Source organism: Hydrophilobacter chitinilyticus (assembly GCF_049860745.1).
Lineage (GTDB): Bacteria > Pseudomonadota > Gammaproteobacteria > Burkholderiales > Burkholderiaceae_C > Rhodoferax_B.
In genome coordinates this window covers 5,389,598-5,415,886 of sequence record NZ_CP187561.1, presented here as the reverse complement: position 1 = coordinate 5,415,886, position 26,289 = coordinate 5,389,598, and the positions used below count along the sequence as shown (strand labels likewise).

The 26,289-nt window shown below is 63.4% G+C and carries 29 protein-coding genes; 14 read left to right on the top strand and 15 right to left on the bottom strand.

Features of this window, described 5'->3' with window-relative positions:
- The first annotated feature begins 6 nt into the window (after window positions 1-6).
- Window positions 7-756, top strand: a complete 750-nt coding sequence (locus ACPWMG_RS24305) for an alpha/beta fold hydrolase (RefSeq protein ID WP_483302057.1) — start codon at window positions 7-9, stop codon at window positions 754-756.
- Between the two features lie 3 nt (window positions 757-759).
- Here the strand turns inward: ACPWMG_RS24305 and ACPWMG_RS24300 are convergent, their stop codons facing one another.
- The 3 genes from ACPWMG_RS24300 to ACPWMG_RS24290 form a co-directional block, all read right to left on the bottom strand.
- The gene (locus ACPWMG_RS24300; RefSeq protein ID WP_483302056.1) at window positions 760-1,173 is read right to left on the bottom strand and encodes a hypothetical protein; all 414 of its coding nucleotides are present in this window, start codon (window positions 1,171-1,173) and stop codon (window positions 760-762) included.
- Window positions 1,174-1,287: 114 nt separating this feature from the next.
- A complete protein-coding gene (locus ACPWMG_RS24295; protein WP_483302055.1) occupies window positions 1,288-2,103 on the bottom strand; it encodes a helix-turn-helix domain-containing protein in 816 nt (271 codons plus the stop codon).
- An 89-nt stretch (window positions 2,104-2,192) separates the two neighbouring features.
- On the bottom strand, window positions 2,193-2,999 hold the full coding sequence (locus tag ACPWMG_RS24290; protein WP_483302054.1) for a transglutaminase-like domain-containing protein: 807 nt from the start codon (window positions 2,997-2,999) through the stop codon (window positions 2,193-2,195).
- A 132-nt stretch (window positions 3,000-3,131) separates the two neighbouring features.
- Here ACPWMG_RS24290 and ACPWMG_RS24285 point away from each other — a divergent pair, with 132 nt between their 5' ends.
- From ACPWMG_RS24285 to ACPWMG_RS24255, 7 genes are all read left to right on the top strand, one after another.
- The gene (locus ACPWMG_RS24285) at window positions 3,132-4,229 is read left to right on the top strand and encodes a sensor histidine kinase (protein WP_483302053.1); all 1,098 of its coding nucleotides are present in this window, start codon (window positions 3,132-3,134) and stop codon (window positions 4,227-4,229) included.
- Entirely contained in the window at window positions 4,226-4,927 is a 702-nt protein-coding gene (locus tag ACPWMG_RS24280) for a response regulator (RefSeq protein ID WP_483302052.1), read from the top strand. Before ACPWMG_RS24285 ends, ACPWMG_RS24280 begins: the two co-directional genes overlap by 4 nt.
- A 90-nt stretch (window positions 4,928-5,017) precedes the next feature.
- Window positions 5,018-5,908: a glycosyltransferase family 2 protein gene (locus ACPWMG_RS24275; RefSeq protein ID WP_483302051.1), complete on the top strand. Its 891-nt coding sequence runs from the start codon at window positions 5,018-5,020 to the stop codon at window positions 5,906-5,908.
- The gene (locus tag ACPWMG_RS24270) at window positions 5,905-6,633 is read left to right on the top strand and encodes a polysaccharide deacetylase family protein (RefSeq protein ID WP_483302050.1); all 729 of its coding nucleotides are present in this window, start codon (window positions 5,905-5,907) and stop codon (window positions 6,631-6,633) included. The genes ACPWMG_RS24275 and ACPWMG_RS24270 overlap by 4 nt, the downstream gene beginning before the upstream one ends.
- A 171-nt stretch (window positions 6,634-6,804) precedes the next feature.
- Window positions 6,805-7,047: a type II toxin-antitoxin system Phd/YefM family antitoxin gene (locus tag ACPWMG_RS24265; protein WP_483302049.1), complete on the top strand. Its 243-nt coding sequence runs from the start codon at window positions 6,805-6,807 to the stop codon at window positions 7,045-7,047.
- Between the two features lie 109 nt (window positions 7,048-7,156).
- Window positions 7,157-7,357, top strand: a complete 201-nt coding sequence (locus tag ACPWMG_RS24260; protein ID WP_483302048.1) for a DUF1737 domain-containing protein — start codon at window positions 7,157-7,159, stop codon at window positions 7,355-7,357.
- Between the two features lie 65 nt (window positions 7,358-7,422).
- The gene (locus ACPWMG_RS24255) at window positions 7,423-8,301 is read left to right on the top strand and encodes a TIR domain-containing protein (RefSeq protein WP_483302047.1); all 879 of its coding nucleotides are present in this window, start codon (window positions 7,423-7,425) and stop codon (window positions 8,299-8,301) included.
- Window positions 8,302-8,433: 132 nt separating this feature from the next.
- Here ACPWMG_RS24255 and hutG read toward each other — a convergent pair whose 3' ends face one another.
- The 12 genes from hutG to ACPWMG_RS24195 form a co-directional block, all read right to left on the bottom strand.
- A complete protein-coding gene (gene hutG, locus ACPWMG_RS24250; protein WP_483302046.1) occupies window positions 8,434-9,267 on the bottom strand; it encodes an N-formylglutamate deformylase in 834 nt (277 codons plus the stop codon).
- Window positions 9,268-9,278: 11 nt separating this feature from the next.
- On the bottom strand, window positions 9,279-10,676 hold the full coding sequence (locus ACPWMG_RS24245) for a formimidoylglutamate deiminase (RefSeq protein ID WP_483302045.1): 1,398 nt from the start codon (window positions 10,674-10,676) through the stop codon (window positions 9,279-9,281).
- Complete coding sequence (gene hutI, locus ACPWMG_RS24240; protein ID WP_483302044.1) at window positions 10,666-11,967, bottom strand: imidazolonepropionase; 1,302 nt, start codon at window positions 11,965-11,967, stop codon at window positions 10,666-10,668. The genes ACPWMG_RS24245 and hutI overlap by 11 nt, the downstream gene beginning before the upstream one ends.
- 9 nt (window positions 11,968-11,976) lie before the next feature.
- Complete coding sequence (locus ACPWMG_RS24235) at window positions 11,977-12,585, bottom strand: HutD/Ves family protein (protein ID WP_483302043.1); 609 nt, start codon at window positions 12,583-12,585, stop codon at window positions 11,977-11,979.
- 12 nt (window positions 12,586-12,597) lie between these two features.
- Entirely contained in the window at window positions 12,598-13,458 is an 861-nt protein-coding gene (locus ACPWMG_RS24230) for a phytanoyl-CoA dioxygenase family protein (protein WP_483302042.1), read from the bottom strand.
- 14 nt (window positions 13,459-13,472) lie between these two features.
- Complete coding sequence (locus tag ACPWMG_RS24225) at window positions 13,473-14,264, bottom strand: amino acid ABC transporter ATP-binding protein (protein ID WP_483302041.1); 792 nt, start codon at window positions 14,262-14,264, stop codon at window positions 13,473-13,475.
- Window positions 14,261-14,929, bottom strand: a complete 669-nt coding sequence (locus ACPWMG_RS24220; protein ID WP_483302040.1) for an amino acid ABC transporter permease — start codon at window positions 14,927-14,929, stop codon at window positions 14,261-14,263. Before ACPWMG_RS24220 ends, ACPWMG_RS24225 begins: the two co-directional genes overlap by 4 nt.
- A 205-nt stretch (window positions 14,930-15,134) precedes the next feature.
- Window positions 15,135-15,881: a transporter substrate-binding domain-containing protein gene (locus ACPWMG_RS24215; protein ID WP_483302039.1), complete on the bottom strand. Its 747-nt coding sequence runs from the start codon at window positions 15,879-15,881 to the stop codon at window positions 15,135-15,137.
- 87 nt (window positions 15,882-15,968) lie between these two features.
- Window positions 15,969-16,730: an IclR family transcriptional regulator gene (locus tag ACPWMG_RS24210; protein WP_483302038.1), complete on the bottom strand. Its 762-nt coding sequence runs from the start codon at window positions 16,728-16,730 to the stop codon at window positions 15,969-15,971.
- A 148-nt stretch (window positions 16,731-16,878) separates the two neighbouring features.
- Window positions 16,879-18,597 (bottom strand): urocanate hydratase, encoded by a 1,719-nt coding sequence (gene hutU / locus ACPWMG_RS24205; protein WP_483302037.1) that lies wholly within the window; start codon window positions 18,595-18,597, stop codon window positions 16,879-16,881.
- Between the two features lie 39 nt (window positions 18,598-18,636).
- Window positions 18,637-19,485: a phosphate/phosphite/phosphonate ABC transporter substrate-binding protein gene (locus tag ACPWMG_RS24200; RefSeq protein WP_483302036.1), complete on the bottom strand. Its 849-nt coding sequence runs from the start codon at window positions 19,483-19,485 to the stop codon at window positions 18,637-18,639.
- Between the two features lie 22 nt (window positions 19,486-19,507).
- A complete protein-coding gene (locus ACPWMG_RS24195; protein WP_483302035.1) occupies window positions 19,508-20,509 on the bottom strand; it encodes an ornithine cyclodeaminase family protein in 1,002 nt (333 codons plus the stop codon).
- A 302-nt stretch (window positions 20,510-20,811) separates the two neighbouring features.
- On the opposite strand from ACPWMG_RS24195, the gene ACPWMG_RS24190 reads away from it, so the two are divergent.
- From ACPWMG_RS24190 to ACPWMG_RS24165, 6 genes are read left to right on the top strand one after another with little or no spacing between them, the layout of a single operon-like run.
- Entirely contained in the window at window positions 20,812-21,720 is a 909-nt protein-coding gene (locus tag ACPWMG_RS24190; RefSeq protein ID WP_483302034.1) for a glycine betaine ABC transporter substrate-binding protein, read from the top strand.
- A 23-nt stretch (window positions 21,721-21,743) separates the two neighbouring features.
- Window positions 21,744-23,321, top strand: a complete 1,578-nt coding sequence (locus tag ACPWMG_RS24185) for an HAL/PAL/TAL family ammonia-lyase (protein WP_483302033.1) — start codon at window positions 21,744-21,746, stop codon at window positions 23,319-23,321.
- Entirely contained in the window at window positions 23,318-23,938 is a 621-nt protein-coding gene (locus tag ACPWMG_RS24180) for an ABC transporter permease (protein WP_483302032.1), read from the top strand. Before ACPWMG_RS24185 ends, ACPWMG_RS24180 begins: the two co-directional genes overlap by 4 nt.
- Window positions 23,935-24,585 carry an ABC transporter permease gene (locus ACPWMG_RS24175; RefSeq protein WP_483302031.1) on the top strand — a complete coding sequence of 217 codons (651 nt, stop codon included), beginning with the start codon at window positions 23,935-23,937 and terminating at the stop codon, window positions 24,583-24,585. The genes ACPWMG_RS24180 and ACPWMG_RS24175 overlap by 4 nt, the downstream gene beginning before the upstream one ends.
- Entirely contained in the window at window positions 24,582-25,556 is a 975-nt protein-coding gene (locus ACPWMG_RS24170; protein ID WP_483302030.1) for an ABC transporter ATP-binding protein, read from the top strand. The genes ACPWMG_RS24175 and ACPWMG_RS24170 overlap by 4 nt, the downstream gene beginning before the upstream one ends.
- Window positions 25,557-26,285, top strand: coding sequence for a UTRA domain-containing protein (locus ACPWMG_RS24165; protein ID WP_483302029.1), 729 nt, complete (start codon window positions 25,557-25,559; stop codon window positions 26,283-26,285).
- Window positions 26,286-26,289 lie beyond the last annotated feature (4 nt).

Sequence of the window (26,289 nt, the reverse complement as noted above, 5' to 3'; positions counted from 1 at the left end):
ACTGACATGACCACCTGGATCTTGCTGCGTGGCCTGACCCGAGAAAGCGGGCATTGGGGCGCGTTTGTCGCGCAGTTCGAAGAGGCCTTGCCCGGCCACCGCGTGATCGCGCTCGACCTTCCCGGCAATGGCACGCTGCATGCGCAACGCAGCCCAACGGATGTGCAAGGCATGGTGGCGCATTGCCGCGCTGAACTGACGCGACGGGGCATTCATGAACCGATTGGCCTGCTGGGCATGTCGCTCGGCGCCATGGTGGCCGTGGCCTGGGCGCACGGCCATCCGTCTGAGGTATCGGCTCTGGTGCTGGTCAACACCAGCCTGCGGCCGTTCAGCCCGTTCTACCAGCGCTTGCGCCCGCGCAGCTATGCGCCGCTGCTGCGTTTGGTGATGATGGGCGGCACGGCGGAACAATGGGAGCGCACCATTTTGCGCATCACCAGCAACACCGGAAAAACCGATGTGTTGCCCCATTGGATAGCGCTGCGGGCGCAGCACCCCGTGACCCGGCCCAACGCCTTGCGCCAACTGCTCAGCGCCGCGCGCTACCGTGCGCCTGCAACGCCGCCTATTCCCCCTGTTTTGCTGCTGACCAGCGCGCGCGACGGCCTGGTGTCGTCGCAGTGTTCGGTCACTTTGGCGGCACGTTGGAAGTGCCGCATTCAGCAGCACCCCACCGCCGGGCACGATCTGCCATTGGACGATGCGCCCTGGGTGCTGGCGCAGATCCAACAATGGCTTGCTGACACGTCTTGAACTTCAGGCCCGTTGCGCGGCCGAAAAACGCACTTGGCCTTGGCGTCCCATGCGCCACTGCCAAGCGGCGATCACAAACACCACCAGTGCCTGCAGCACAAGATAGGTCGCGCCCAAAGTGGTTACGCCGGGCTGGCCAATGGCCAATGCGAGGCAGCCCAAACCCCAACCCACATTGCCCCAGACCACCAACTGCACTACCCAGGGCCAGAGGTTTGCAGTGCGCGCCATCAACAGCAGCAAGCCAACATAGGCCAGCAAAAATACCGCGCTACCCAACAGCAGTGGAGCCGCCAGTCCCAGCCACAGGCTGAGAGGTTGAGGCAGCGCGAGTTGCAGCACCGCGACTGCGGCGCAGGTGGCGGCGTCCAGCCGCAAAATGGTTTTTAGACCTGGGTGATTGACGATGTTTGCCATGGTGACATCTTGGTGAAACTCCCGGGCCCCGTGCCCGAGATGGAGGTCAGCTTAAGAAGTCGTAGGCAGCCCGTCGATTACCTCAGAGGTCATGCCGCGGTGCATGCGATCAATTCATGCGGCCAGTGCGCGCAAGGCCTGCTCGCTGGCCGCATCGGCCGGGTAAAACAGCTCGACGCACAGCTCCTGCAAAGTTACATCCTGGGGTGTGCCAAAACTGGTCAAGGTGGTGAACAGTGACACGCTGGCCGTAGGCAAATCCAGCACACAAGGCACCAGCAGTGGCGGCGCGTCGGTGGCCGGCGCACGGCGCAACGCCTCGCGTATGCGTGGGTAGCCGAGTACCTCGGCCTCCAGCGCCACCAATGCCGGATCGCCGCTGCTTTCAATCGAGCGCCGCAAGTTGGCTAGCAAATGCACAGCCCAATCTTCGAGGTTGCGCGTGAAGCGCGCCAATCCCTCAGGGTGTAGCGAGGCGCGGTAGACATTGACGGTGGGCGTGCGCAGCCACTCGGGCAGCAAGCCGGCCAGCGCCATGGCCGCCTGGTTGGCCTGCACCACGTTCCACTGGCTGTCGAGCACCAGGCCGGGGTAGGGATGGTGTGCGTCCAGCAGCCGCGTCAGCGCCTCTTGCACGGGCCGCCACTCCGGTGCTTGCAGGCTGCGCTGCGCATAACGTGGCGCATAGCCCGCTGCCAGCAGCATGGTGTTGCGCTCGCGCAGTGGCACGTCCAGTTGATGGGCCACGGCCATCAACACTTCTGGGCTAGGCCGCGAGCGCCCGGTTTCAATAAAACTAAGGTGCCGCGTGGACAGCCCGGCCTCCAGTGCCAACGCCATCTGGCTCAGCCGCCGGCGCAGGCGCCAATGGCGCACCAGGTGCCCTACGGGCTGCGCTGCAGAAGGTGTGTGGGCGGGTGAATCGTTCATGGCTATGCACTCTATCCCAGCCGGTTCAAGCGTGGTGAAGGCCTGAGCTTGGGGCTCGTGCCTATCGCCTCACATCGCAAACTATCGCGTCACTGCACCTCGTCGCACCATACCTTGAAGCCATCCAGTTCGTTTGGGCCAAAGGTGCTGGAGAGTGCCACGTCGCTCGCGTCACGCCCTTGTGCAATCAGCACGCGGCCAATGCGTGGCACGTTGTTGCGGGCATCGAATGTGTACCAGCGATCGCCCAGAAAGGCCTCAAACCAACCGGCGAAGTCCATCGGGCCGTAAGGTGGCGGCATGCCCACGTCGCCTAGGTAACCGGTGCAGTAGCGCGCCGGAATGTTGAGGCAACGGCACAAGGCCGCCGCCAGGTGCGCGTAGTCGCGGCAAACGCCTTGGCCTTCTTTAAAGGCCTCGAAGGCCGAGCGTGTGCGGCGCGCGTGCTGGTAGCCAAACTCGATGTGCTGGTGCACAAAATCGCAGACCGCTTGCACGCGGGCCCAGCCCGTGGGCCCGGTGCCAAAGCGTTGCCAGGCAAAGTCGGACAACAAATCAGTCTCGCAATACCGGCTGCCCAGCAGGTAGACCAAGGTGGACTCTGGCAGATACTCCACCGGCGTTTGCTGGGCCGATGGCATCACGATGTCGTGCGCGCCGCTGTCGCGCACCACGGTGTCTGAGGTCAGCACAAAGCGGCCCGGCGGGGCCACCAGGCGTGTGCACCAGTTGCCAAACATGTCGCGGTAAGCGGTGGTGGGCACGGCGGGGCTGGTGATCAGGTGATCGGGCCGCACCAGATCTGAGGCGCGCGAGTAGTGGATGCTGAGCGTCAGGATCATCGGCGTGGGCTGAGGAAACTGGTAGGCGATCTCGAAACCGAGTTGGATGTTCATCGGCCCATCATGCGCCTTGCGGGGCGCGCCGGCGAACAATAGTTGCGCTCCTCGCCGCTGGCGCTCTGCGCGGGATGTGTGTCGATGTAACAATGCCGCCTGTTGCCGTCGACCCCAACCCCATCACTGCACATGGCCGCCCATCCCGTCAAGTCGCCCCTCACCTGGAAATCCGCATCCGAATGGGTGCTGAGCCGCTCCATCGCTCCCGCCAGGTTGGCGCCGCGCCAGGCGTGGGCCATGCTGGCCACGCTGTTGCTGCTGATTGGTGTGGCCGACTACGTATCGGGTATTCGGGTGTCGATGTCGGTCTTCTACTTCGTGCCCGTGTTGCTGTCGACCGCCTGGTTTGGTTGGCGCCTGGGGCTGGGCGTGGCGGCCACCAGCATCGTGGTGCGCGTGACCGCCGACCTCTTGGCCAACGAATTGCACGCTCTGCCCATTTCGAGTTGGTGGAATGTTTTCACCGGCTCCTTGGTCTACTGTTTTCTGGTGTGGGTCTTCAGTAACCTGTTGACCATGCGCCGCCAGTTGGAGCAACGCATTGAAGAGCGCACCGCCGAGTTGGTGAAGTCGCTGGAGCATCGCCGCGATCTGGAGCATGAACTCATCACCGTCAGCGCCACCGAGCGCAACAGCATGGGGCAGGAACTGCACGACGACGTGTGCCAACACCTGGTGGCCACGTCGCTTGCGGCCAAGGTGCTGGCGCAACGCTTGACGCAAGAAAAAAGCGCACTCGCCGTGGAGGCGCAAACCATCATCGCCATGCTGGAAACCGCCAACGGCAAAGCGCGGCAACTGGCGCGTGGCCTGCTGCTGTCGGCCATTGAGCCGACGCAGTTGGCCGAGAAGCTGGGCGAACTGGCCGAAGAAGGCTCACGCACCGGCGTGCCTTGCCGCTTTCGCCAGGCCGGCGACGTGCAGGTGGCCGATGCCGACACGGCCGCGCAGTTCTACCGCATCGCCCAAGAGGCCATGCGCAACGCCATCCGCCACGGTGCGCCCGAGCGTGTCGACATCTCCTTGGTGGGCGACGGTCAGGCCATTTGCCTGATGGTGGAAGACAACGGGCGTGGCCTGAGTGAATCAGAGCCGCGCTCGGGCATGGGCCTGCCCATCATGTCGCACCGGGCCGCTTACATCGGCGCCACGCTGTCGAAAGTTTCGCAGCCCGGGCAGGGCACACGTGTGGTCTGCCACTTGCCGAGAGAGGCGGAAACGCTATGACCACCACGCCATCCGCTATGCCTGCCACCACGCCTGAAACATCAACCCCGAAGCTGCGCGTGCTGCTGGTGGACGACCACCCGCTGGTGCGCGACTGGTTGAAGAACCTGCTGCAGATGGAGCCGGATCTTGAAGTGATTGGCGAAGCCGACAGCCCCGCTACTGCGTTGGCCGCCATCGCCGTGAACATGCCCGACATCGCGGTGGTCGACTTGTCGCTCAAACGCAGCTCGGGGCTGGACTTGATCAAGCAGCTAGCCATTCGCCACCCGGACATTCGTGTGCTGGTGCTGTCGATGCACGAAGAGATCAGCGATGTGCAGCGAGCGTTGCGGGCTGGTGCGCGCGGCTATGTGATGAAGGGCGAATCCAGCCACCAGATCGTGCCCGCCATCCGCTGGGTGCACGCCGGCAAGATCTACGCCACGCCCGAAGTTTTCTCCAAGCTGGCCGAACGCATGACGGGCCAAGGGGGCAGCACCGTGGCCAACCCTGAAGAAATTTTGAGCGACCGCGAGCTCGATGTCTTCAGGCGCATTGGCGAAGGGCAAACCACACGCCGCATTGCCGACGAACTACACGTCAGCCAAAAAACCGTGCAGACCTACTGCGCGCGCATCAAGGAAAAAATTGGCCTGGACGACGGCACCGAGCTGGCGCTGACGGCCATCCGCTGGCGTGAATCGAACCGGTTTTAAAACGCATGCTTAGCTTGTAGGGCGCCACCCTACAAGCAACTCCAGTCGCACCAGACAGACAGTTGAAACCCCGCTGGCTAAGCTGCCAGCATGCAGATTTCATCTTCCATGCCTTCCCTGCGGGTAGGGCTTCAGCCTAGCCATAGCCAAGTGAACCCACTGGGCCTGGGGCTGGATGCGCCCGCTTTGCCACGTCACGCAGGTGCACCCAAAGCGCAAGCTCCCATCAGCGCCAACATCCTTACCAAGAACAGCGCGCGCCGCTTGGCCCAGGTGTTGACCGCGCTGGCGTGGTGTGACGAGGTTGTGGTGTTCGACACCGGCTCGACCGACGAAACGCTGGAGATTGCGCGGAGCTTTGCCAACGTGAAGCTGCACGTGATGGACGGTGCGTTCCCAGGCTTTGGCCGCGCGCATCGCCAAGCCGTGGCGCTCTCGCGCAACGACTGGATCCTGTCGATCGACAGCGACGAGGTGGTCTCCAGCGAGCTGATGGAAGAACTCGCAAGCCTGAAGCTGGCGCCGCGAACGGTCTACACCATTCCGTTTGAAAACTACTTCAACACGCGGCACATCACCTCCTGCGGCTGGTACCCCGAGCGCCACGAGCGGCTGTTCAACCGCAGCGAAACCAACTTCTGCGAAAGCGCCGTGCACGAGCGCGTGCAGTCGCAAGGCCTGGCGGTGCACAACCTCCAGCGCCCCATTCGCCATTACTCGTACGACAGCGCCGACGACCTGCTGCGCAAGATGCGTGCTTACGCGCAGTTGTTTGCCGAGCACAACGCCGGCCGCAAACGCTCCAGCCCGGCCAAGGCCGTGGGCCGCAGCCTGTGGGCTTTTTTCCGCAGCTATCTGCTGCGGCGCGGCATCACCCAGGGGTATGAGGGTTTCATCATCTCGGCCTCGCAGGCGCAAGGCACTTTCTGGAAGTATTTGCTGTTGCACGAAGCAAACCGCCGAAATCAGCTGTCGGTATGACGTTACTGACCACCATGTACCACCGGGCCAGCGTGGGTCCGTATGGCAATGCGGCCGATATGCTGGACGCACACTTCAAGCTCATCGCTGAAAAGTACCACTGTGTTTTGCCCGGTGAACCGCTAGACCCGCAACGCCTGAACGTGTGCCTCACGTTCGACGACGCCTTCTACGACTTCTACGCCGTGGTCTTTCCGCTGCTGCAAAAGCACGGTCTGCGCGCATTGCTGGCCGTGCCCGTGGGGCTGATCCAGCAACACAGCCTGTCGACCCCGCAACAGCGCCTCGAACTCAGCGCCCACCGTGGCGCAGACGGCCAAAATCCTGACGGTTATTGCACCTGGGTCGAACTGGTGGAAATGGCGCGCACGCCCACCGTGGCCATGGCCGCACACGGCTTCACGCACACCCGGCTCGACCAGCCAGATTGCGACCTGCACACCGAGTTCATCCTGCCGCAAACCATCCTCGCCGGCCGCACCCAAAAGCCCGTGGAAAGCTTCGTTATGCCCTACGGCCGCTTCAGCGCCGACACCCTTGCATTCGCCAAGCGGCACTACCGCTACGTGTTCCGTATCGGCAATGCCGACAACGCCGGCTGGGGCGGCCGCGTGCTGTACCGCGTGAATGCCGACGAGATCGGCGCACCAGGTGCGGTGTTTGGCCACCGTCACCGACTGGGTTACCGCGTGCGACGGCATTGGAATGCGTTGAGGGCACGGTAGGGGAGGGTCAACCTTTCGCGTTCAGGCTTGGAGAGTCCTGACGGGACGCTGGCATTGCAGCCTCGAACCAACGGTTTGAAATCCACATCACTTATTCACAAGTCATGTAGATTCCAACCTTGAATCTGACGCCGTCACGTAGGATTTGGCTTTTGAGCTAAGGCCCGATCCATGCAAAACCTTTCAGCCGGCGAAGCGCGTGCCAACTTCTATCAGTTGATGGAGGACGTGGCCGTGTCGCACCAGCCCGTTTGCATCTCGGGCAAAGGCAACAGCGCCGTGCTCGTGTCTCTCGATGACTGGCGCGGAATTCAAGAAACGCTTCATCTTCTCTCTGTGTCCAGTATGCGCGAATCTATCCTGGCGGCCATGGCAGAGCCTGTGGGGAATAGCGCCGAGCGTCTCGAATGGTGAGTGTCCAACTCGTTGGCATCGTGGCAATCAACCGTTCCGATTGATGTGAATGCGCGGCGAATGAGGCGCGCAGTAATATGTTTGCCGATTTACAACCTGCGCGAACTATATGGAACCCACTCCCAACGGTCTTCCCACCTATCGCATCCTTACGGGAGTGGATGACGCCACTTTTTGTCGCCGCGTCAGTGAGGCCATTGCGCTGGGCTACAAGCTGTATGGTTCGCCTTCAGCCACGTTTAACGGAGAGTCTGTAATCGTTGCTCAGGCGGTCATCTGGCCTAGTATTGAGTCGATGCTTGCAAGGTAATGCATGCATGCTGCATGCTGTGTCCCGCAAAATATTAAGCTGCATTAGGATTGGAACCGCAAGCAATGGCAACTCGTAAACCACCACCGACACCAGCGCAGGCCAATTTAAGCATTGATCAGATGCGAAAAGGAGTCGTGCGTCTGGAGCGCCTTATCGGGGAAATTCAGGCTTTCGATGAGACGGGGTTGACCAAGCGCTGGAGTTCAGAACAAACCGCTCTTGAGAAAAATATCGAAGGTACGCTAGCGTCGGTCTTTGGGCACGATACCGTTGAATTTCGACGGTACTCTCGGGCTACTCGTCTTGATCATGGGAGTGTGACCATGTCCTTTGGAGGCGGCCCTCGTGACAACAGTCATGAAGCACGCCAGTATGTAAAAGAAGGCAAGAGCGAAGCCACTCAACTTTTACAGACGGCGATCAAATGGCTGAATGAAGAAATTGGTGATGCTGCCGAAACTGTGTTGGACGAAACGCCCGCGCGCACTAAGTCAGCCAACTCTCAGAAGATTTTTATTGTCCATGGTCATGATGAAGCTGCTCGCCAGGCAGTCGCTCGATTTATTGAGCGCATTGGATTCGAGGCCATCATATTGAGTGAGCAAGCCAATCAAGGTCGCACAATAATTGAAAAAATTGAGGCAAATCACGACGTTGGCTTTGCTGTCGTTCTATTGACGCCGGATGACGTGGGAGGAAAGACACCCGATGCTCTACGCCCTCGTGCACGGCAAAATGTTCTAATCGAGTTGGGCTATTTCATTGCCCATCTTGGTCGAAATAACGTATGTGCCTTGGCTAAAGGCGAACTGGAAATCCCAACTGACTTTGCCGGAGTGGTGTGGGAGCCCTTGGACGATGGGGGGGCTTGGAAAACGGCTTTGTCGCGCGAATTAAAGGCAGCCGGCTACCCCATCGACTGGAACAAAGTGATGGGGTAAGACTAGTTGTGGATTGCCACAAAGCGGGTATCGCCATATTTCATCAACTAACCGAGGGTGTACCCCTTAGTTAGTCGAATGTAGTTCGTTCCCTACTGCTGCTAGCGGCTGTTCGAGTTGTTTCCAACCTCACTACTTCCCCACCCGCCCCGCAAAAGCCAACACCCCCTCCAACATCTTCCGCAAATGCGGCTGCACCTTCGCCGCCAAATCAGGCCGGTAGGCAAACGGCAGCGTCTCTTCCATGTACGAAGATTGCGTCATCTCCAACTGGATGGCGTGCACGTTTTGTGCGGGCTGGCCGTATTGGCGGGTGATGTAGCCGCCGGTGAAGCGGCCGTTCAGGACGGAGGTGTAGCCGTCGGCCTGCGCGGCTTGTGCAATGTCAAACACGCTTTGCGCCAGGGTGGGGTCGCAGCTCGTGCCTTTGCCGGTGCCGAGGTTCAGGTCGGGCAATTTGCCTTCAAAAAAGCGTGGCAGTACCGAGCGGATGGAGTGGGCGTCCCACAGCATGGCCACGCCGTGTTGTTGGCGGATGCGGGCCAGTTCACTGGCAAGTTGCGTGTGGTACGGCTGCCAGATGGCGTCGCGGCGGGCGGCGATTTCGGCTTCGGTGGGCACGTCGCCCTTGGGGTAGAGGGGCGTGTCGTCAAAGGTGTCGACGGGGCACAGGCCGGTGACGCTTTGGCCGGGGTAGAGGCTGGCGCCGTCGGGCGGGCGGTTCATGTCGACGACATAGCGCGAGTGGGTGGCGACCAGGATGGAGGCGCCAAGTTCGCGGGCGAAGGCGTAGAGGGTTTCCAGGTGCCAGTCGGTGTCGGGCACGTGGCGGGCTTCTTCGCTTAAGCGCGCGGCGATGGCTGGGGGCACGTAGGTGCCGACGTGCGGCATCGAGACCAGCAGGGGGGCTGTGCCCTGGTGGAAGGTGAAGGCGGGTTGGTCGCTGACAGTGTTTGTGGTGCTCAAAATAGCTCTCCTCAATTCGATGCAAGTAATTGGCGGCGTGCGGCCACAAACGCGGCGGCTGCACTGGCGCTTTGGGTGTGGCGCCCGGCTTGTACACGGGGCACACCGGCGGCCCACACGTCGGCCACGGCCGAGGTGCGGTGGCTGGCGAACACGTGGGCCGAGAGTTGTTCGGCGGCGGGCAAACCTTGCAGCGCGATGTGCTGCGCGTCGAGCGCCACACAGTCGGCCAACTGGCCCACGGCCAAGCCGCCGATGGCGCGGCCAGCGGCTTGTGCGCCGCCGGCCACAGCTTGCAGCGTCATGGCGGTGGCGACTTGCGGTTGCGCTGCTGTGGCCAGCACGTTGCGTTGGCGCAGTTGCAGGCGCTGGCCGTATTCCAGCAGCATCAATTCCTCAGCCGCGTTGACGCTCGCGTGGCTGTCCGAGCCCACGCCCCAGGCGCCACCGGCGGCCAGCCAGGCGGGCAGGTCGAACAGGCCGTCGCCCAGGTTGGCTTCGGTGCTGGGGCACAGGCCGGCCACGGCGCCGGTTTGTGCGGCGCGGGTGTACTCGGTGGGCGTCATGTGGGTGGCGTGCACCAGGCACCAGCGTGTATTGACGTCGGCGTGGTTCAGCAGCCATTCCACCGGGCGTTGGCCGCTCCAGGCCAGGCACGCGTCCACCTCGCCGGTTTGCTCGGCAATGTGGATGTGCACCGGCGCTTGCGGGTTGATGGCGTTGAGCCCTTCGATGGCGGCCGCCAGACTGTCGGGCGGCACGGCGCGCAGCGAGTGTGGCGCCAAGCCGAGGGCGGCGCCTTGCGCTGCGCACAGCGGTTGCAGGCGCTGCAGCAGTTTCAACATCGAGTCGGTGCTGCGGATGAAGCGTGCCTGGCCCGCTGTGGGCGCCAGGCCGCCGAAGCCGCTGGTTTGGTATAGCACGGGTAGCAGCGTGAGGCCGATGCCTGCCGTGTGCGCGGCGCGCAGCAGCGCCAGGGCTAGTGTGGCGTCGTCGGCGTAGGGTTGGCCGTCACGCTCGTGGTGCACATAGTGGAACTCGCACACCGAGGTGTAGCCGGCTTCTAGCATTTCGATGTAGAGCCAGGTGGCAATGGCCTCGATCTGCTCAGGGCCGAGTTGCGCCGCAAAGCGGTACATCAGCGTGCGCCAGCTCCAAAAGCTGTCCTGTGCAGCCCCCCGAAATTCGGTGAGCCCACCAAACGCGCGCTGGAACGCATGCGAGTGCAGGTTGGGCAGGCCGGGCAGCAGCGGGCCGGGTGTGGTGGGCACACCTGCGGGCGCGGACGCGTTGGGCGTGACGGCGGTGAACACACCGGCATCGTTCCACTGCAGCAAGACGTTTTGTGCCCAGCCGGTGGGCAGCAGGGCGTGCTCTGCAAACAGGGCTTGTGGTTGGCTATGCGCCATGGGATAGATCTTTCGAAGGTAAATCGTTGCGCAAGTCGTTTCGGACCACGCGTCCCTGGCGCACGATGGTGCAAGCTGGCTTCTGACCAAACCAGTAGGCCAGCTCTGCTGCTTCAGCCACCGGCCACAACACGAAGTTGGCCGGGCGGCCGCTGGCCAGCAGGCCGTGGGTGTCTTGCAAGCCCAGCGCACGCGCGGCGTGGGTGGTGATGCCGGCCAGCGCTTCGGGCACGGTGAGGCGGAACAGCGTGCACGCCATGTTGGCCATGAGCAGCAGGCTCAGCGCGGGCGAGGTGCCGGGGTTGTGGTCGGTCGACACGGCCATGGGCACACCGGCGGCGCGCAGGCCCGCGATGGGCGGCAATTGCGTGTCGCGCAGCGTGTAGTAGGCGCCGGGCAGCAACACGGCCACCGTACCGGCCGATTTCATGGCGGCGATGCCGTCTGCATCGAGGTGTTCAATGTGGTCGCACGACAGCGCGCCGTAACGCGCGGCCAAGGCGCTGCCGCCCATGTTGGAGATTTGTTCGGCGTGCAGCTTCACCGGAATGCCGAGACGCTGCGCGGCCTGGAACACCTGCTCGGTCTCGGCCAGCGAAAAGGCGATGCGTTCGCAGAACACGTCTACTGCATCGACCAGGCTTTCGGCGGCCAGGGCGGGCAGCATCTGCTCGCACACCAGTTTGATGTACTCACCGCTGCGCCCCGCGTACTCAGGCGGCAGTGCGTGCGCGCCCAAGAAGGTGGTGCGCACTGTCACGCCCAGAGCTTCACCCAGGCGGCGCGCTACGCGCAGTTGTTTGCGTTCGTGCTCCAGCGCCAGGCCGTAGCCGGACTTGATTTCAATCGCACACACCCCCTCATCCAGCAGCGCTTGCAAACGCGGCAGCGCGGCTTGGAACAAGGCGTCTTCACTCGCCTCGCGGGTGGCGCGCACGGATGAGACGATGCCGCCGCCGGCCTTGGCCACGTCTTCATAGCTGGCACCGGCCAGGCGCATGGCGAACTCGTTGGCGCGTTGGCCGCCGTAGACCAGGTGGGTATGGCAATCGACCAAACCGGGCGTGACCAGCGCACCAAAGCCTGCATGGCGCGGCAGTGTGGCGAAGGCTGCGGGCAGGGCGTCGCTTGGGCCTACCCAGCGGATTTGGCCGTCTTGCACCACCACGCTGGCAGCGGTATTGGCAGGCACTGGCACGTCGGGCTGTGCCAGGTCAGCCGCGAGGTGAAGGTCTTCCCACACGCCATCGGCGCTGGAGGGGGGTGTGGGGTTTGCAGAGGTGTGGTGCATGGCGTGGTCTCAGGAAGCCGTGGGCGAGAGCCCCACCCACGCCACACAAGCCGGTTGGTTGGGCGGTGAAACGGGTTGCAAACGCAGCGGTGTGGCCGCTGGGTCATGCCACCACCAGCCCTGGCCGGGTTTGATGTATTGGCCGCTCTCGCCCGAGGGGGTGACCTGCCACATGCCGGCCAGCACCAGGCACAGGCCTGCGGGTGTGCTGCCGGGCTGGCAGGCTTGGTTGATCACCTTAACGTCGCCCTGCCACGCGCCGCGCCGCAGCATCAGGTTGAAGTCGGTGGAGGTGCCGCCTTGCAACTGGCAATCGACCGCCACGTCGCCCGAGAAAGCAAACGGTTGCCAGCGTTGCACCAACGCGTGGTTGAACGCGTGTTGCAGAGTGTCGTCAGCGGTGGAGAGTTGCACGCCATCGCCGTCGAGCAACATGATCTGCCGGTCGACCCCGGCAAACGCCGAGAACGGGCCAGAGGCGGCGATGGTGGCCACACTCACGCGCCACTCGAAGCTGTCCATGCCCGCGCCGGGTGGCCAGCAGGCCAGTTCGCGGGTGTAGCCACCGCCGTTTTTCCAGGGGCTGGGGGTGATCTTGGCGAGGTCAAAAAATTGCATATCTGATGAGGGTCAGTTGCTGGTCACCAGCAGTGGAAACAAGGGGTGATCCATAGTCGCACCGGCGGGCAGGCTCTCGGCCAGGCCGGGAAAGTCGGGCGATGTTTTCCAGGGGCGCGGTGCGTGGCGCACGTCGTCGCCCAAGAAACGCACCGAGAACACGCGCCGCCGGTTGGGGCCATCCACGCCGGCCGCCGCGTGCAGGGCCAGCATGTGGAAACACACCACGTCGCCAGGTTCAATCTGCCAGCCGATGATGGGGTAGGCATCACGCTGCGCTTCGATGTTGGGCAGGTCGGCCAGGCTGCCTTCAGGAAACCACTTGGCCTGGTTGTCCATGAAGGTGCGCGGCATGAGCCACGGGCCCTTGTGCGAGCCGGCCACAAACTCCAGAGTGGAGGCACGCGAAACCGGGTCAACCGGAATCCACATGCTCACGTTTTGCTGGCCTTCGATGTTGTAGTACGGCTGGTCTTGGTGCCACGGCGTGCGCTGGCGCGTGCCGGGTTCTTTGACCAACAGATGGTCGTGGTACAGACGCACCGTGTTGGAGGCCATCAGCTTTTGCGCGGCCAGGGCCAGCGGCGCTTCATGGATGAAGCGGCCGAACTGGTCAATGTCTTGCCAGTTGCAGAAGTCTTCAAAAAAGCGGCCCGGGTCGTCCGGCCGGCTGGCCACTTTGGCGCGCGGGCTGGGGTGGGCCAGGTTGGCTTCAATGCCGTCGCGCAACAACGCCACTTCTTCTGGCGAGAGCAATTGCCGGATGCAGATGGCGCCGTCGCGCGCGAAGTTTTGCACCAGGGTATCGGTCAGGCGAGCATGAACGCGGGCTTGGATCTCGGCAGAAAAAGTGGGTGGCGTTGTCTCGGGCATTGGCAGATCTCTTTTTAAGTCCTCGTCAAAACCGCCTGCAAAAACGAGCGTGTGCGCTCTTGGGTAGGCGCGGTAAAAATCGTCTCGGGCGGGCCGGCCTCGATGATGCCACCGCCGTCCATCACCACCACCACGTCGCCCACTTCGCGGGCGAAATCCATCTCGTGCGTGACCACCATCATGGTCATGCCTTCGCTGGCCAAGACCTTCATGACCTGCAGCACTTCGCCCACCAGTTCGGGGTCGAGTGCGGAGGTGGGTTCGTCGAACAGCATCACGCGTGGGTGCATGGCCAGCGCGCGTGCAATCGCTACACGTTGCTTTTGCCCACCCGACAAGCTGGCCGGCATGGCGCTGGCTTTGTGCGCCAGGCCAACCTTGGCGAGCAGCGTTTGGGCTTCGGCGTCGGCTGCTGCGCGCGACAACTTGCGCAGCATGCGTGGGCCCAGCGTCACGTTGTCGAGCACGCTCAAATGCGGAAACAGGTTGAACGACTGGAACACCATGCCCACTTCTTCGCGCAGCGCGTTCAGGTCGGCATCGGCCAGCATCTTGCCGTCTTGCACCAGCGTGCGGCCGCAGATGTCGACCTGGCCGCCTTGTGGTTGCTCCAGTCCGTTGCAGCAGCGCAAAAATGTGCTTTTGCCCGAGCCGCTGGGGCCAATCACCACCACCACTTGCGAGGGCATCACGTCGAAGTCAATGCCATTGAGCACCACGTGGTCGCCAAAGGCTTTGCGCAGGCCGCGGATGCGAACGATGGGTTCGCTATTCTGAGAGTCAGTCTTTTGGGTTGCGGCGTTCATTGCACCATGCCTCCAGCGCGCAGGCGCAATTCAATGTGGCGCAGCACCAGGGTGGTGATGCCCGTCAAAATAAAGTAGACCACGGCAATGGCAAGGTAAACCTCGAGCGAGCGGTACGACACGCTGATGATCTTTTGCCCCTCGTGCATCACGTCGTGGATGGTCAGCAGCGACACCAGTGCCGAGTTCTTGATCAGCGCGATGAACTCGTTGCCCAGCGGCGGAATCATGCGCACCACGGCTTGCGGCAAGATCACCGCACGCATGGCCTGGCCAGACGACATGCCAATGGAGCGCGCGGCTTCCATTTGGCCTTTGTCGATGGACTGGATGGCGCCGCGCACCACTTCAGACACGTAGGCGCCCGAGTAAATGCCCAGCCCGATCACGCCGCAGACAAACGCCGGCAGCAAGATGCCGAATTGCGGCAAGCCAAAAAACAGAATGAACAACTGCACCAGCAAAGGCGTGCCGCGGATCACCGCCACATAAGCCGTGCACAGGCTGTAGACGAAGCGGCGCTTGGGGTTGAGCCGGCCAATGCCGATCAGCAGGCCCATCACGCAGCCCAGCAGCAGCGAGGCGGCGGTGACCTCGATGGTCACGGCGGCGCCGGGCAGCAGTTGGGGCCAACCGGCCCATACAGGGGAAAAATCTAAATCCATGGTCAATCCTTCTTAAGGCCGAGCGCCGGGCCGTCCCAAGCCGGCCGTGCCTCCCCCTTGGGGGGAGGCGTTACACACGCGCAGCGCGTGAAAAGCCGGGGGGCTGTCATTACGCCGAGCACCGGGCTGCCCCAAGCCGGCCGCGCCTCCCCCTTGGGGGGAGCAGTTACACGCGCGCAGCGCGTGAAAAGCCGGGGGGCTGTTATTACTTGGCGGCGCTGAACCACTTCTTCACGATGGCGTCGTAGGTGCCGTCGGCCTTGAGCTTGGTCAAGGCGGCATTGACGGCCTTGGTCAACTCTGGCGAGTCCTTGCGGATGGCCATGCCGTATTCCTCGGTGGTGATCTGCTCTTGCAGCACGCGCAGGCCCGGGCGGGTGCGCACGTATTGGTAAGCGGCGGGCTTGCCGGTCACGGCGGCATCTGCACGGCCGATATCCACCAGGTTGAACATCTCCTGGTTCTTTTCTACTTCAACGCGTTGCACCTTGGGGAAGTTTTGCTCCAGGTAGCTCACAGACTTGGTGCCCACTTGCACGCTGACTTTCTTGCCGTCCAGATCGGACAGTTTTTGCAGTGCGGTGTTGCTGTCTTTCACCATCGCCACCAGGCCGCCGGCGTAGTAAGGCGTGGTGAAGTCCACCACCTTCTTGCGTTCGTCGGTGATGTAGATGGCCGACACGGCCATGTCAAAACGCTTGGAGATCAGGCCGGGGACCAGGCCCTTGAAGTCGATGTCGACCCATTCCACTTGCTTGCCCATGGCCTTGCCAATGGCTTCGACCAGTTCAATGTCAAAACCCGTGCGTTTGCCGTTGTCAACAAACTCCATGGGGGGAAACGTGGCGTCGGTGCCCACGCGCAAAACGTTGTCTTGGGCTTGGGCCGAGAGGGAGCCCAGGGCTGCGAGAGCGGACAGGCTGGCCAAAAGAATGCTGCGGCGGATGTTCATGGAAAAGCTCCGGTTGGGGGATGTCAAAAAGAGGGGGAAAAGAGAGGGGTAGGGTCGGCGGGGAAGCAATGCGGTATCACGGCTGCATCAATGGGGTGACAGCTCGCGCGAGATGCGGGCACCGGCCACCACGGTCATGTGGATCAGCGCCGACTCCTGCCCTTGGGCACGCAAGATGGGTGCCATCAGCGTGATCGCACCGACCGACTGGCGCGGCGCGCGGAACAGCGGCACGCTGCAGCCCCACACGCCGGCATCCACCTCGCTGGTGCTGACGGCATAACCCGTGTCGCGTATGGCTTGCAGCTCTTGCAGTGCGGCGGCGCGGGTGGGTGTGTTGGCGCCGTAGTGGTGGTCGAGCAGCGCATTGCGCCGGTCTTCGGGCAGGTGGGCGAGCAGGCATTTGGCCGAGGCACCCAGGCGCAGCGGCACGCTGCGGCCTTTTTCAAACGAGCAGCGCAGCGACTGGCTGGTCTCTACCATGTCCAGGCAAATCGCCTGATCGTTCACGGCGACGATCAGGCCCACGCTTTCATGCGACTGCTGGCACAGCTCGGCCATGGCCGGGCGCGCCAAGGGCACCAAATGGGAGGCGAGGTCGAAGCCCAGCGCGAGTTGCAGGCTGACCGGGCCGGGCGCGTATTGGCCATCACGCTCCAGCACAAAGCCCCAGCGTTTGAGGCGCGCCAACTGGCGGTACAGCGTGCTGCGCGCCAGGCCGGTGTGCTCCATCAACTCGGGCGCGGCCATGGTGCGGCCTTGCTGCGCGAGCACCGCCAAGACCTGCAACACGCGGTCGGCGGTGGGGACGGCTGAGGGACTGGCTGGCAAGGGACGACGAGCTGGCATCCGCGAAGTATGGACGCAGCTTTTTCAAAAATGAACACCCCATTCCCGAGAAGTGGGAATGGGGCAGCTAAATTTTTGCCACCGTACCGAGACCGTGTGAAGGCTTAAAGGATGATTACAGAACCATCCTTGGCCGATCGCTTCACGGTCACTTGACCATCGGCAACTTCAGCCCTTGCTTCTTCGCTGTGGCAATGGCTTGTTCGTAGCCGGCGTCGGCGTGGCGCATCACGCCCGAGCCGCTGTCGTTCACCAGCACACGCGCCAGGCGCTCCGCGGCGGCGTCCGTTCCGTCGGCCACGATCACCATGCCGGCGTGCTGCGAGTAACCCATGCCCACGCCGCCGCCGTGGTGCAGGCTCACCCAGCTGGCGCCGCCAGCGGTGTTGAGCAGGGCGTTGAGCAGCGGCCAGTCAGAAACCGCATCGGTGCCGTCGCGCATGCTCTCCGTCTCGCGGTTGGGGCTGGCCACCGAGCCGGTGTCCAGGTGGTCGCGGCCGATGACGATGGGCGCCTTCAGTTCGCCGTTCTTCACCATTTCGTTGAAGGCCAGGCCGGCCAGGTGGCGCTCGCCCAGGCCGAGCCAGCAGATGCGTGCGGGCAGGCCCTGGAAGGCGATGCGGTCGCGCGCCATGTCGAGCCAGCGGTGGGTGTGGTGGTTGTCGGGGAACAGTTCTTTGATCTTGGCGTCGGTCTTGTAGATGTCTTCCGGGTCGCCAGAGAGCGCCACCCAGCGGAACGGGCCCTTGCCTTCGCAGAACAGCGGGCGAATGTAGGCCGGCACAAAACCGGGGAAGTCGAAGGCGTTTTGCACGCCTTGGTCGAACGCCACCTGGCGGATGTTGTTGCCATAGTCCACCGTGGGAATGCCCATGGCCTGGAAGTCGAGCATGGCTTGCACGTGCACGGCGCAGCCTTTGGCGGCGGCGGCGGTCAGCGCGGCGTGTTGCGCTTGGTCTTGCTGCGCGGCTTTCCACTCGGCCACAGTCCACCCCACGGGCAGGTAGCCGTTGATGAGGTCGTGGGCCGAGGTTTGGTCGGTCACCAGGTCGGGCTTGATACTGCCGGCCTTGGCGCGCCGCACCAGCTCGGGCACGATCTCAGCGGCGTTGCCCAGCAGCGCAATGGACACGGCTTCACCGGCCGCCGTGTGCTGCTGGATGAGCGCCAGCGCGTCGTCAATGTCCTTGGCTTGTTTGTCCACATAACGCGTTCGCAGGCGGAAGTCGATGCTGCTTTGCTGGCATTCGATGGCCAACACACAAGCTCCTGCCAACACACCGGCCAGCGGCTGCGCACCGCCCATGCCACCCAGGCCGGCGGTCAGGATCCACTTGCCGGACAAATCGTTGTTGTAGTGCTGGCGACCGGCTTCGACAAAGGTTTCAAACGTGCCCTGCACGATGCCTTGCGCGCCGATGTAGATCCAGCTGCCGGCCGTCATCTGGCCGTACATGAACAAGCCCTTGCGGTCGAGTTCGTTGAAGTGTTCCCAGTTGGCCCACTTGGGTACGAGGTTGGAGTTGGCGATCAACACACGTGGCGCGTTGGCGTGCGTCTTGAACACGCCCACGGGCTTGCCGGATTGCACCAGCAGCGACTCGTCTTCTTCCAGGTCTTTGAGCGACGCCAGGATCTGGTCGAAACAAGCCCAGTCGCGTGCGGCGCGGCCAATGCCGCCGTAGACCACCAGGGCTTGCGGGTTCTCGGCCACTTCGGGGTCGAGGTTGTTCTGGATCATGCGGTAGGCGGCCTCGGCAATCCAGTTCTTGCAGTGCAAGGTGGTGCCGCGCGGCGCGCGGATGACGCGGGTCGGGTCTACGCGTGGATCAGCGTTCTGTGGTGTGAAGGTTTCGGGTGCGTTCATGGCTGTCTCCAGGCGTTGGGCAAAAAAGAGGGTGACGGTTTAGTCTGCGGATGTAGTGAGGGCGAAACCCGCGCGGTTGGTTGCGGCTTCGCGCGCGGCCAGCACCTCATAGGTTTCGGACTGAGCAGTGGTGAAGCGTTGCAGCAGCAGCAGATCCATCTGCGTGCGGCATGCCGCATCTTCATGGGCGTTGAGCAGGGCTTCGCGCACACGCTGCGTGACCTCAGGCGCCTGGTTGGGGCTGCTGACCAGCAACGGAATCGGCGAGGCGATGGTCACGTCCAGCGTGGCGAGTGGCGCCATCAGCTCGGGGGCGTGGCGGCGCAACAGGTCGAGCACGTAGCTGTCGACCACACCGACTTCGGCTTGGTCGTCAAGCACGGCGCGTATCACCGCCATGGGTGTGGTGGTGGGTGCAGCGGTGGCGGCAAACAGGCTGGTTTGGCCTGCTGGCGCTGACTGCATCAAGGTCATCAAATGGTGGCGCGGTGCGTTGAAGCCCGAATTCGACTCGGGCAGCATGTGCGCCAAGCGGCGGCCAAACGTGGCGGCCAGGTTGGCAAACCCGGCATCGCGGCGCGCCACAAACTCGGTGAAGTACACCGGCTGACCTGCGTAACGGGCGGGCGCTGGCACGGGCGCAGCCAGAATGACCGGTGGTGCGGTGTGCGTCGCCAAGGCCTTGTGGGCGCGCGTGATGTAGGGCAGGCCACACATGAAGGCCGCGCCCAGGTCGGTGCGATCCCACAGCGCGGCCACGGGCGCCGGGGCTGCGTGTTCCACGTAGTCCCACGGCACGCCGGCCAGTGCACCCACGCGCAGCAGCAAGCTGCGCCAGGCTTGGGCCACCTCGGGGGTGACGGCGTACATGCGGGCGTTGGCGATCATGTCTTGGCGTCGTGAAAAAGCGTTAGGCGTAAACCAGTTGCTGGCCGATGCCCATGGCGGCGGCTTTCTGCAGCAGCGCGTGGCCCAGGGCAATGTCGCTCAGCGACAGGCCGCGGTGCCAGAAGATGTTGGTCTCGTCGTCGCTTTGGCGGCCGAGTTTGAGGCCGGCCACGATCTGGCCCAGCTCGGCGTGCAGCGTTTGTTCAGAAAGTTTGCCCGCGTTGACGTGGGCGCGCAAGGAGCCGAACGGGCCACCCTTGCACTGGCCCCAGTCGTCCACCACCATCTTGGTCATGATGTCGGTGAGCGACAACTCGACCGCGCTCATGGTGCCGTAGGGCACGACCAGCGCGCCTGGTTTGATCCACTCGGTCTTGAGCAGCGGCGTGGGTTCTTCCAGACGCGAGGCTTCGACCACGATGTCGGCGCCGCGCACACACGATTCCCAGTCTTCGGTGATGGTGATCTTTTTGCCCAGGTCTTGCTCCAGGCGGGCGGCAAACTTTTCGCGGCTCTCGGGGCGGCGCGAGTGGATGCGGATCTCGTCAAAGTCGAACAGGTGGTTCAGCAGGCGCACGTTCCAGTAGGCCGTGCCGCGCGCGCCAATGTGGCCCAGCACCTTGCTGTTCTTGCGCGCCAGGTGTTTGGCGCCGAGTGCGGTGATGGCGCCGGTGCGCGCATCGGTGATGAAGGTGGCGTCGAGCATGGCCACGGGCATGCCGGTGCGCGGGTCGAACAGGTTCAGCATGGCCATCTCAGATGGCAGGCCCTGCTTGTAGTTGTCCACATAGTCGCCCACGATCTTCACGCCCGCCAGGTTCATGGGGGCGATGTAGCCGCGCAGCACGTTGAAGTGGCCGCGAAACGCCGGGTCGGGCGTGAGGTGGACGCGTGGCTCGATCACCGTCTGGCCATTGCCTTGGGCCAGCAGGCCTTGTTCTACGGCGGCCAGGATTTCGTCGTCCGTCAAGCCGATGCGGGCGATGTCGGGGCCGTTGAGGTAGGTGAGGTTGATGTTCTTCAAGGTCGTGCTTTCGTGGCGCTGATAAGTGAAGTGGTATATACCACTATAGGTTCAATCGGGTGCATGGTCAACTCGCTGGCGCTGAAAAAACATGCATGCACTGAATTAGCTTATGCACTTTTCGGAGTGCGCCAAAACGGGCACTTTTGCATTAAAGTGGTTCATACAACTTGGCGTGGGGCGACGTTGTTTGTTTTTGGTGCGCAAAACTGGCATAGACCACTTGGATGCCTGGGCACGCCAATTGCATGGCTCGCGTTGGGTTGCGTTCTTCCACAATGATTTTGTCGCCGGAGCTTTCCATGATCAAGCCGTTTGCCAATTCTTCGTCCCGTCTGCAGTCTCGTCTTAAAACCGTTCTGGTGGCCGCTGCGGCACTGGGTTGTGTTGTTGCCGCTTCGGCTCAGACGATCCGTGTGGGCTCCAAGAACTTCACCGAGCAATATGTGCTGGCCGAGATCTATGCGCAGGCTTTTGAGGCCAACGGCATCAAGGTGGAGCGCAAGATCAACCTGGGCGGCACCCTCATCGCCCAGAAGGCGCTGGAAGAAAAGCAGATCGACTTCTATCCCGAGTACACCGGCACCATGCTGCTGGCCGTGCTGAAGGAAGCCCCCATGACGGACAAGCAGGCCGTTTATGACAAGGTCAAGACCGCTTACGCCGCCAATGGCCTGGTGGTGCTGAACCAGGCACCGATGAACAACACCTACGTGATGGTGGTCAAACCCGAAGTGGCCGCCAAGTACAAGATTGCCACGCTGTCCGACCTGACCAAGGTGGCCAAGGAACTGAAACTGGGTGCCGGCCCCGAGTTTCGCGACCGCAAGGACGGCCTGCCCGGATTGAAGGCCACCTACGGCATGGAATTCAAGGAAGACCTGCAACTGGCCATCGGCCTGCGTTACCAGGCGCTGAAGGGTGACCAGGTGCAGGTGGTCAATGGTTATTCGACCGACGGCATGATCTCGGCCATGAAGCTCACGCGCCTGAAAGACGACAAGAACCTGTGGCCACCGTACTACCTGGCCCCGGTGATCCGCAAGGACGTGCTGGATGCCAACCCCAAGGTGGGTGAAGTCGCCAACAAGATCAGCGCGCTGCTGGACGATGCGACCATGGCGCAGTTGAACTACCAGGTCGACGGCGAGAAAGAAGAACCCAAGGACGTGGCCAAGGCCTTCCTGAAAGAGAAGGGCATTGTGCGTTAAGTATTGCCCCCAAGGCTGCACGCATGCAATTCGACAACATGGCGCCAGCCGGCGCGGACGTGGTGCTGGGCCAAGGCCCGGTCTCGGTGCAGGATGTCTTGCGCGTGGCGCAGGGCGGCGCCCGGGTGGCCGTTGCGCCAGCGGTGGCGCAGCGGCTGCAGGCCGCCCGCGCCGTGGTGGATCAACTGGCTGCGTCCAGCACACCGATCTACGGCTTGAATAGCGCCCTGGGTGCCAACGTGGGCAAGGCGATTGACCCGGCCCAGCAGGCGGCCTACCAGGTGCGCGCCATCCAGGCGCGCAGTGTGGGCGTGGGGCCGGAAGTGGGCGCAGAGCGTGTGCGCGCCACCTTGTTCAGCCGCCTGGCGGGACTTGCCGTTGGTAGCTCGGGCATTACACCTGCCGTGTTTGATGCGCTGCTGGCACTGCTCAATGCGGGTGTACACCCGGTAGTGCCCGCAGTGGGCTCGATTGGTGTGGCTGATCTGGCGCCCATGTCGCACGCCATGCAGGTGCTGCTGGGGGCCGGCATTGCCGAGTATCAAGGTGAGCGCCTGCCCGGTGCTGAAGCCTTGCGCCGCGCCGGGCTCACGCCGGTGGAATTGGGCCCCAAGGACGGCCTGGCCTTGATCAGTTCCAACGCCTTCACCGTGGGTGGCGCGGCACTGGCTTGGCAACACCTGGCCCGCGTGCTCGATCTGCTGGACCATGCGGCCGTGCTCACGCTGGAGGGCTTTCAGGCCAATCTGTCGCCGTTTTGCGCCGAGGCCGTGGCGGCCCGGCCCACGCCGGGTGTGGCGCAGAGCGCAGAGCGCCTGCAAGCCTTACTGGCCGGCAGCGCGCTGTGGCAAAGCGGCGCGGCGCGGCGGGTGCAAGACCCCTTGTCGCTGCGCTGTGTGCCGCAGATCCACGGTGCCGCTTGGTGGGCCCTGGGCGACGCGCGTCAACACATCGAAGCAGAACTCAATGGCGCTGGCGACAGCCCGCTGGTGCTGCCTGAAGGCGCCGTGGGTGCCTTGGGGGCGGGGCGGCTGATCTCCACCAGCAACTTCCATATTCCTGGCCTGGTGCTCTCGCTGGAGGGTGTGGGCCTGGCGTTTGCCCAGGCGGCGTCGGCCGTGGTGCAGCGCTGTCAGCGGCTGTATTCACCGGGCACCAGCGGGCTGCCGTTGCAGCTCACGCGGCTGGGGCCAGACCATTCCGGCTTCGCCACCATTCAAAAGACCTTGACCGCGCTGTGGAGCGAGGTGCGGCATCTGGCCAACCCGGCTTGCCTGGATTTCTTCCCGGTGTCGGAAACCTCGGAAGACCACGCCTTGATGGCACCGCAAGTGGTCGACAAGACGCAACGGCTGGGTCATGCCTTGGCTTATCTGGCCTGCATCGAACTGCTCAGTGCCGCCCAGGCCGTCGATCTGCGCGGCGTGGCACTCGACCAAATGGGCGCGGGCGCGCGCCGCATCTACGCGGCCGTGCGCGCGTTGGTGCCCACGCTGGAAGAAGACCGCCCGCTGGGCCCCGAAGTCGAGTTGTTGTACACGCATTGGCTGGCTGGCACGCTGTTGGACCGCCGTGGATTTGAAGAGAGTGGCGCGGCATGAAGTGGTTGATCAGAAACTGGGACCAGGTGCTGCAAGCCTTGGGCGAACACATTTTTGTGTCGGGTTCGGCGCTGCTGCTGGCGTTTGCCATCTCGCTGCCGCTGGGCATTTGGGCCGCGCGCAGCCAGCGGGTGATGTCCATCACGCTGGGTATTGCGGGCGTGCTCTACACCATTCCCACCATGGCGCTGCTGGCGCTACTGATTCCCATTGTGGGCTTGGGTAAAACCAACGCCATCCTGGCGATGGTGATGTTCTCGCTGATGATCCTGATCCGCAACGTGGCCACCGGCATCCGCGAGGTGCCGGCCGATGTGGTGGACGCCGCGCGCGGCATGGGCATGGATGGCGCGCAAATCCTGCGCCGCATCGAACTGCCGCTGGCCGCCCCCATCATCGTGGCGGGCTTGCGTGTGGCGGCGGTCACGGTGATCAGCATCACCGTGGTGGCGGCCTTTGTGAACGCGGGTGGTTTGGGCAACATCATCTTCAGTGGCATGTCGAGTGACCACGCGGCCAAGATCTGGGTTGGCGCGTTGGCGGCTTGCCTGCTGTCGGTGCTGGTCGACGTGTCGCTGCACGCCGTGGAAAACAAACTGCGCAAGGGGGCGGCATGAACATCCTGTCGCAAGCCTGGGACATGTTCCTGTCCGACCCGTCGCGCGTGGGCTCCGCGCTGTGGACACACGTGCTGTTGTCGGCTTGCGCCTTGGGGCTGGGGGCGCTGGTGGCGATTCCGCTGGGCATGCGCCTGGCGTTGTCGCAGCGTGGCGTGCTGCTGGCCATCAACCTGGCCAATACCGGGCGCACGCTGCCATCGCTGGCCGTGCTGGCGCTGGCCATGCCGCTGTTGGGCACGGGTTTTCTGCCGTCGCTGGTGGCGCTGGCGCTGCTGGCCTTGCCACCCATTTTGCTCAACACTTATGCGGGTGTGCGCGGCATTGACCCCGAGGTGATCGACGCGGCGCGCGGCATGGGCATGCGTGAGCGGCAAATCACCTGGCGCGTGCGCCTGCCGCTGGCGCAGCCCACCATCTTCGCCGGGCTGCGCATCGCGGCGGTGCAGGTCATCTCGGGTGCCACGCTGGCGGCTTATATCGGCGGCGGCGGCCTGGGTGAATTCATTACATCTGGCGTGGCGATGATGGCCGTGCCCCAGTTGCTGCTGGGTGCCATTCCCGCCACCATGCTGGCCATCGTGGTTGATACTTTGTTCGGCTCGCTGCAAAAACATTTCACGCCCAAAGGGCTGCGCAATCCATGATCCATATCGAAGGCCTGACCAAGCAGTTTCCGGGCGCGCAGCGGCCCGCAGTCGACGGCTTGTCGCTGAGCATTCCCGAAGGCGAGCTGTGTGTGCTGATCGGCTCTTCGGGTTGCGGCAAGACCACCACCATGCGCATGATCAACCGCATGATCGAGCCCGACTCGGGCCTGATCGAGGTGGCCGGCCGCAACGTGCGCGAACAAGACGCAGTGGCGTTGCGCCGCAATATCGGCTACGTGATCCAGCAGACAGGTTTGTTCCCGCACTTCACCATTGCCGAGAACATTGCCACCGTGCCGCGCCTGCTGGGCTGGGCGGAGCCGCGCATCCAGGCGCGTGTGGATGAGTTGCTGGCGCTGGTGGGTCTGGCGCCGGATCAATATCGACAACGTTATCCGCGCGAGTTGTCGGGCGGGCAGCGCCAACGCGTGGGTGTGGCGCGTGCGCTGGCGGCCGACCCACCAGTGATGCTGATGGACGAACCTTTTGGTGCCATCGACCCGATCAACCGCGCGTCGCTGCAGGACGAGTTTCTGCGCATCCTGCAAAAGCTGAAGAAGACCATTGTCTTCGTGACACACGACATCGACGAAGCCCTGAAGATGGGCGACCGCGTGGCGATTCTGCGTGACGGGCGTATTCTGCAGATCGACACACCCGATGCTTTGCTGGCCGCTCCCGCCAATGATTTCGTGGCCTCATTTCTAGGTGCGGGGCGTGCGCTCAAACGCCTGGCTTTGGCCTTGGTGGGTGACGTGCAGGAATCCGCAACGCCGGTGCCTGGCGCTCCACGTGTGGAAGCCGCGGCGACGCTGCGTGACGCATTGGCCTTGCTGCTGGAAACCGGTGCGGCCGAACTGGCCGTGACCGATGCGCAGGGGCTGGTGAGCGGCCGGCTGCGCTTCGACGCCGTGCGTGCCCTGGCCAGTGGCGCGCCCGCCACCACGCGCCATTTGCGGGAGGCTTGAATGGCCACCACACGCAACGGTTATGAAGATGTGAAGAGCGCCATCCGCCAGGCGATTGAGCAAGGCGGCTGGAAGCCGGGTTTCAAGCTGCCGTCGGAACGGGAACTGGTCGAACAATTCAAGATGGCGCGCATGACCGTGCGCCGCGCGCTGCAGGAATTGCAGGCCGAAGGGCTGATCGAGCGGCGGCATGGATCTGGCTCTTATGTGGCCGACCTGCAGCCGATCTCCAACATCCTGAGTGTGAAAGACATCCGCGAAGAGATCGATGAGCGCGGCCATACCCATAGCAGTGTGGTGCTGCTACAAACCAGCATTGAAGCCAGCGCACCCATTGCCCAGGCAATGCAGTGTGCGCCGGGCGCCCAGGTGTTCTGCTGCCAGGTGCTGCACCTGGAAAACGGCGTGCCGGTGCAGTTTGAAGAGCGCTTCATCAACCCCGAGGTGGTGCCCGACTTTCTGTCGCTGGACCTGGCGGCCCAGACCGCGTCCGGCCATCTGTTCGAGCGTGCGCCCTTGACCGCAGCCGAGCAGGTGGTGGAAGCGGTAAACGCCGAGGCTGCGCTGGCCGGGCATTTGCGAACCGAGGTCGGGGCGGCGTTGCTACGCGTGTCGCGGCGCACGGTGTCGCAGGGACGGGTGGCGTCGATTGCAAGGCTTTACCACCCGGGACATAGTTACCGGCTGATCGGTGTGTTCTCCACCACGCCGACCACCCCCCCGGCTTAGGCGT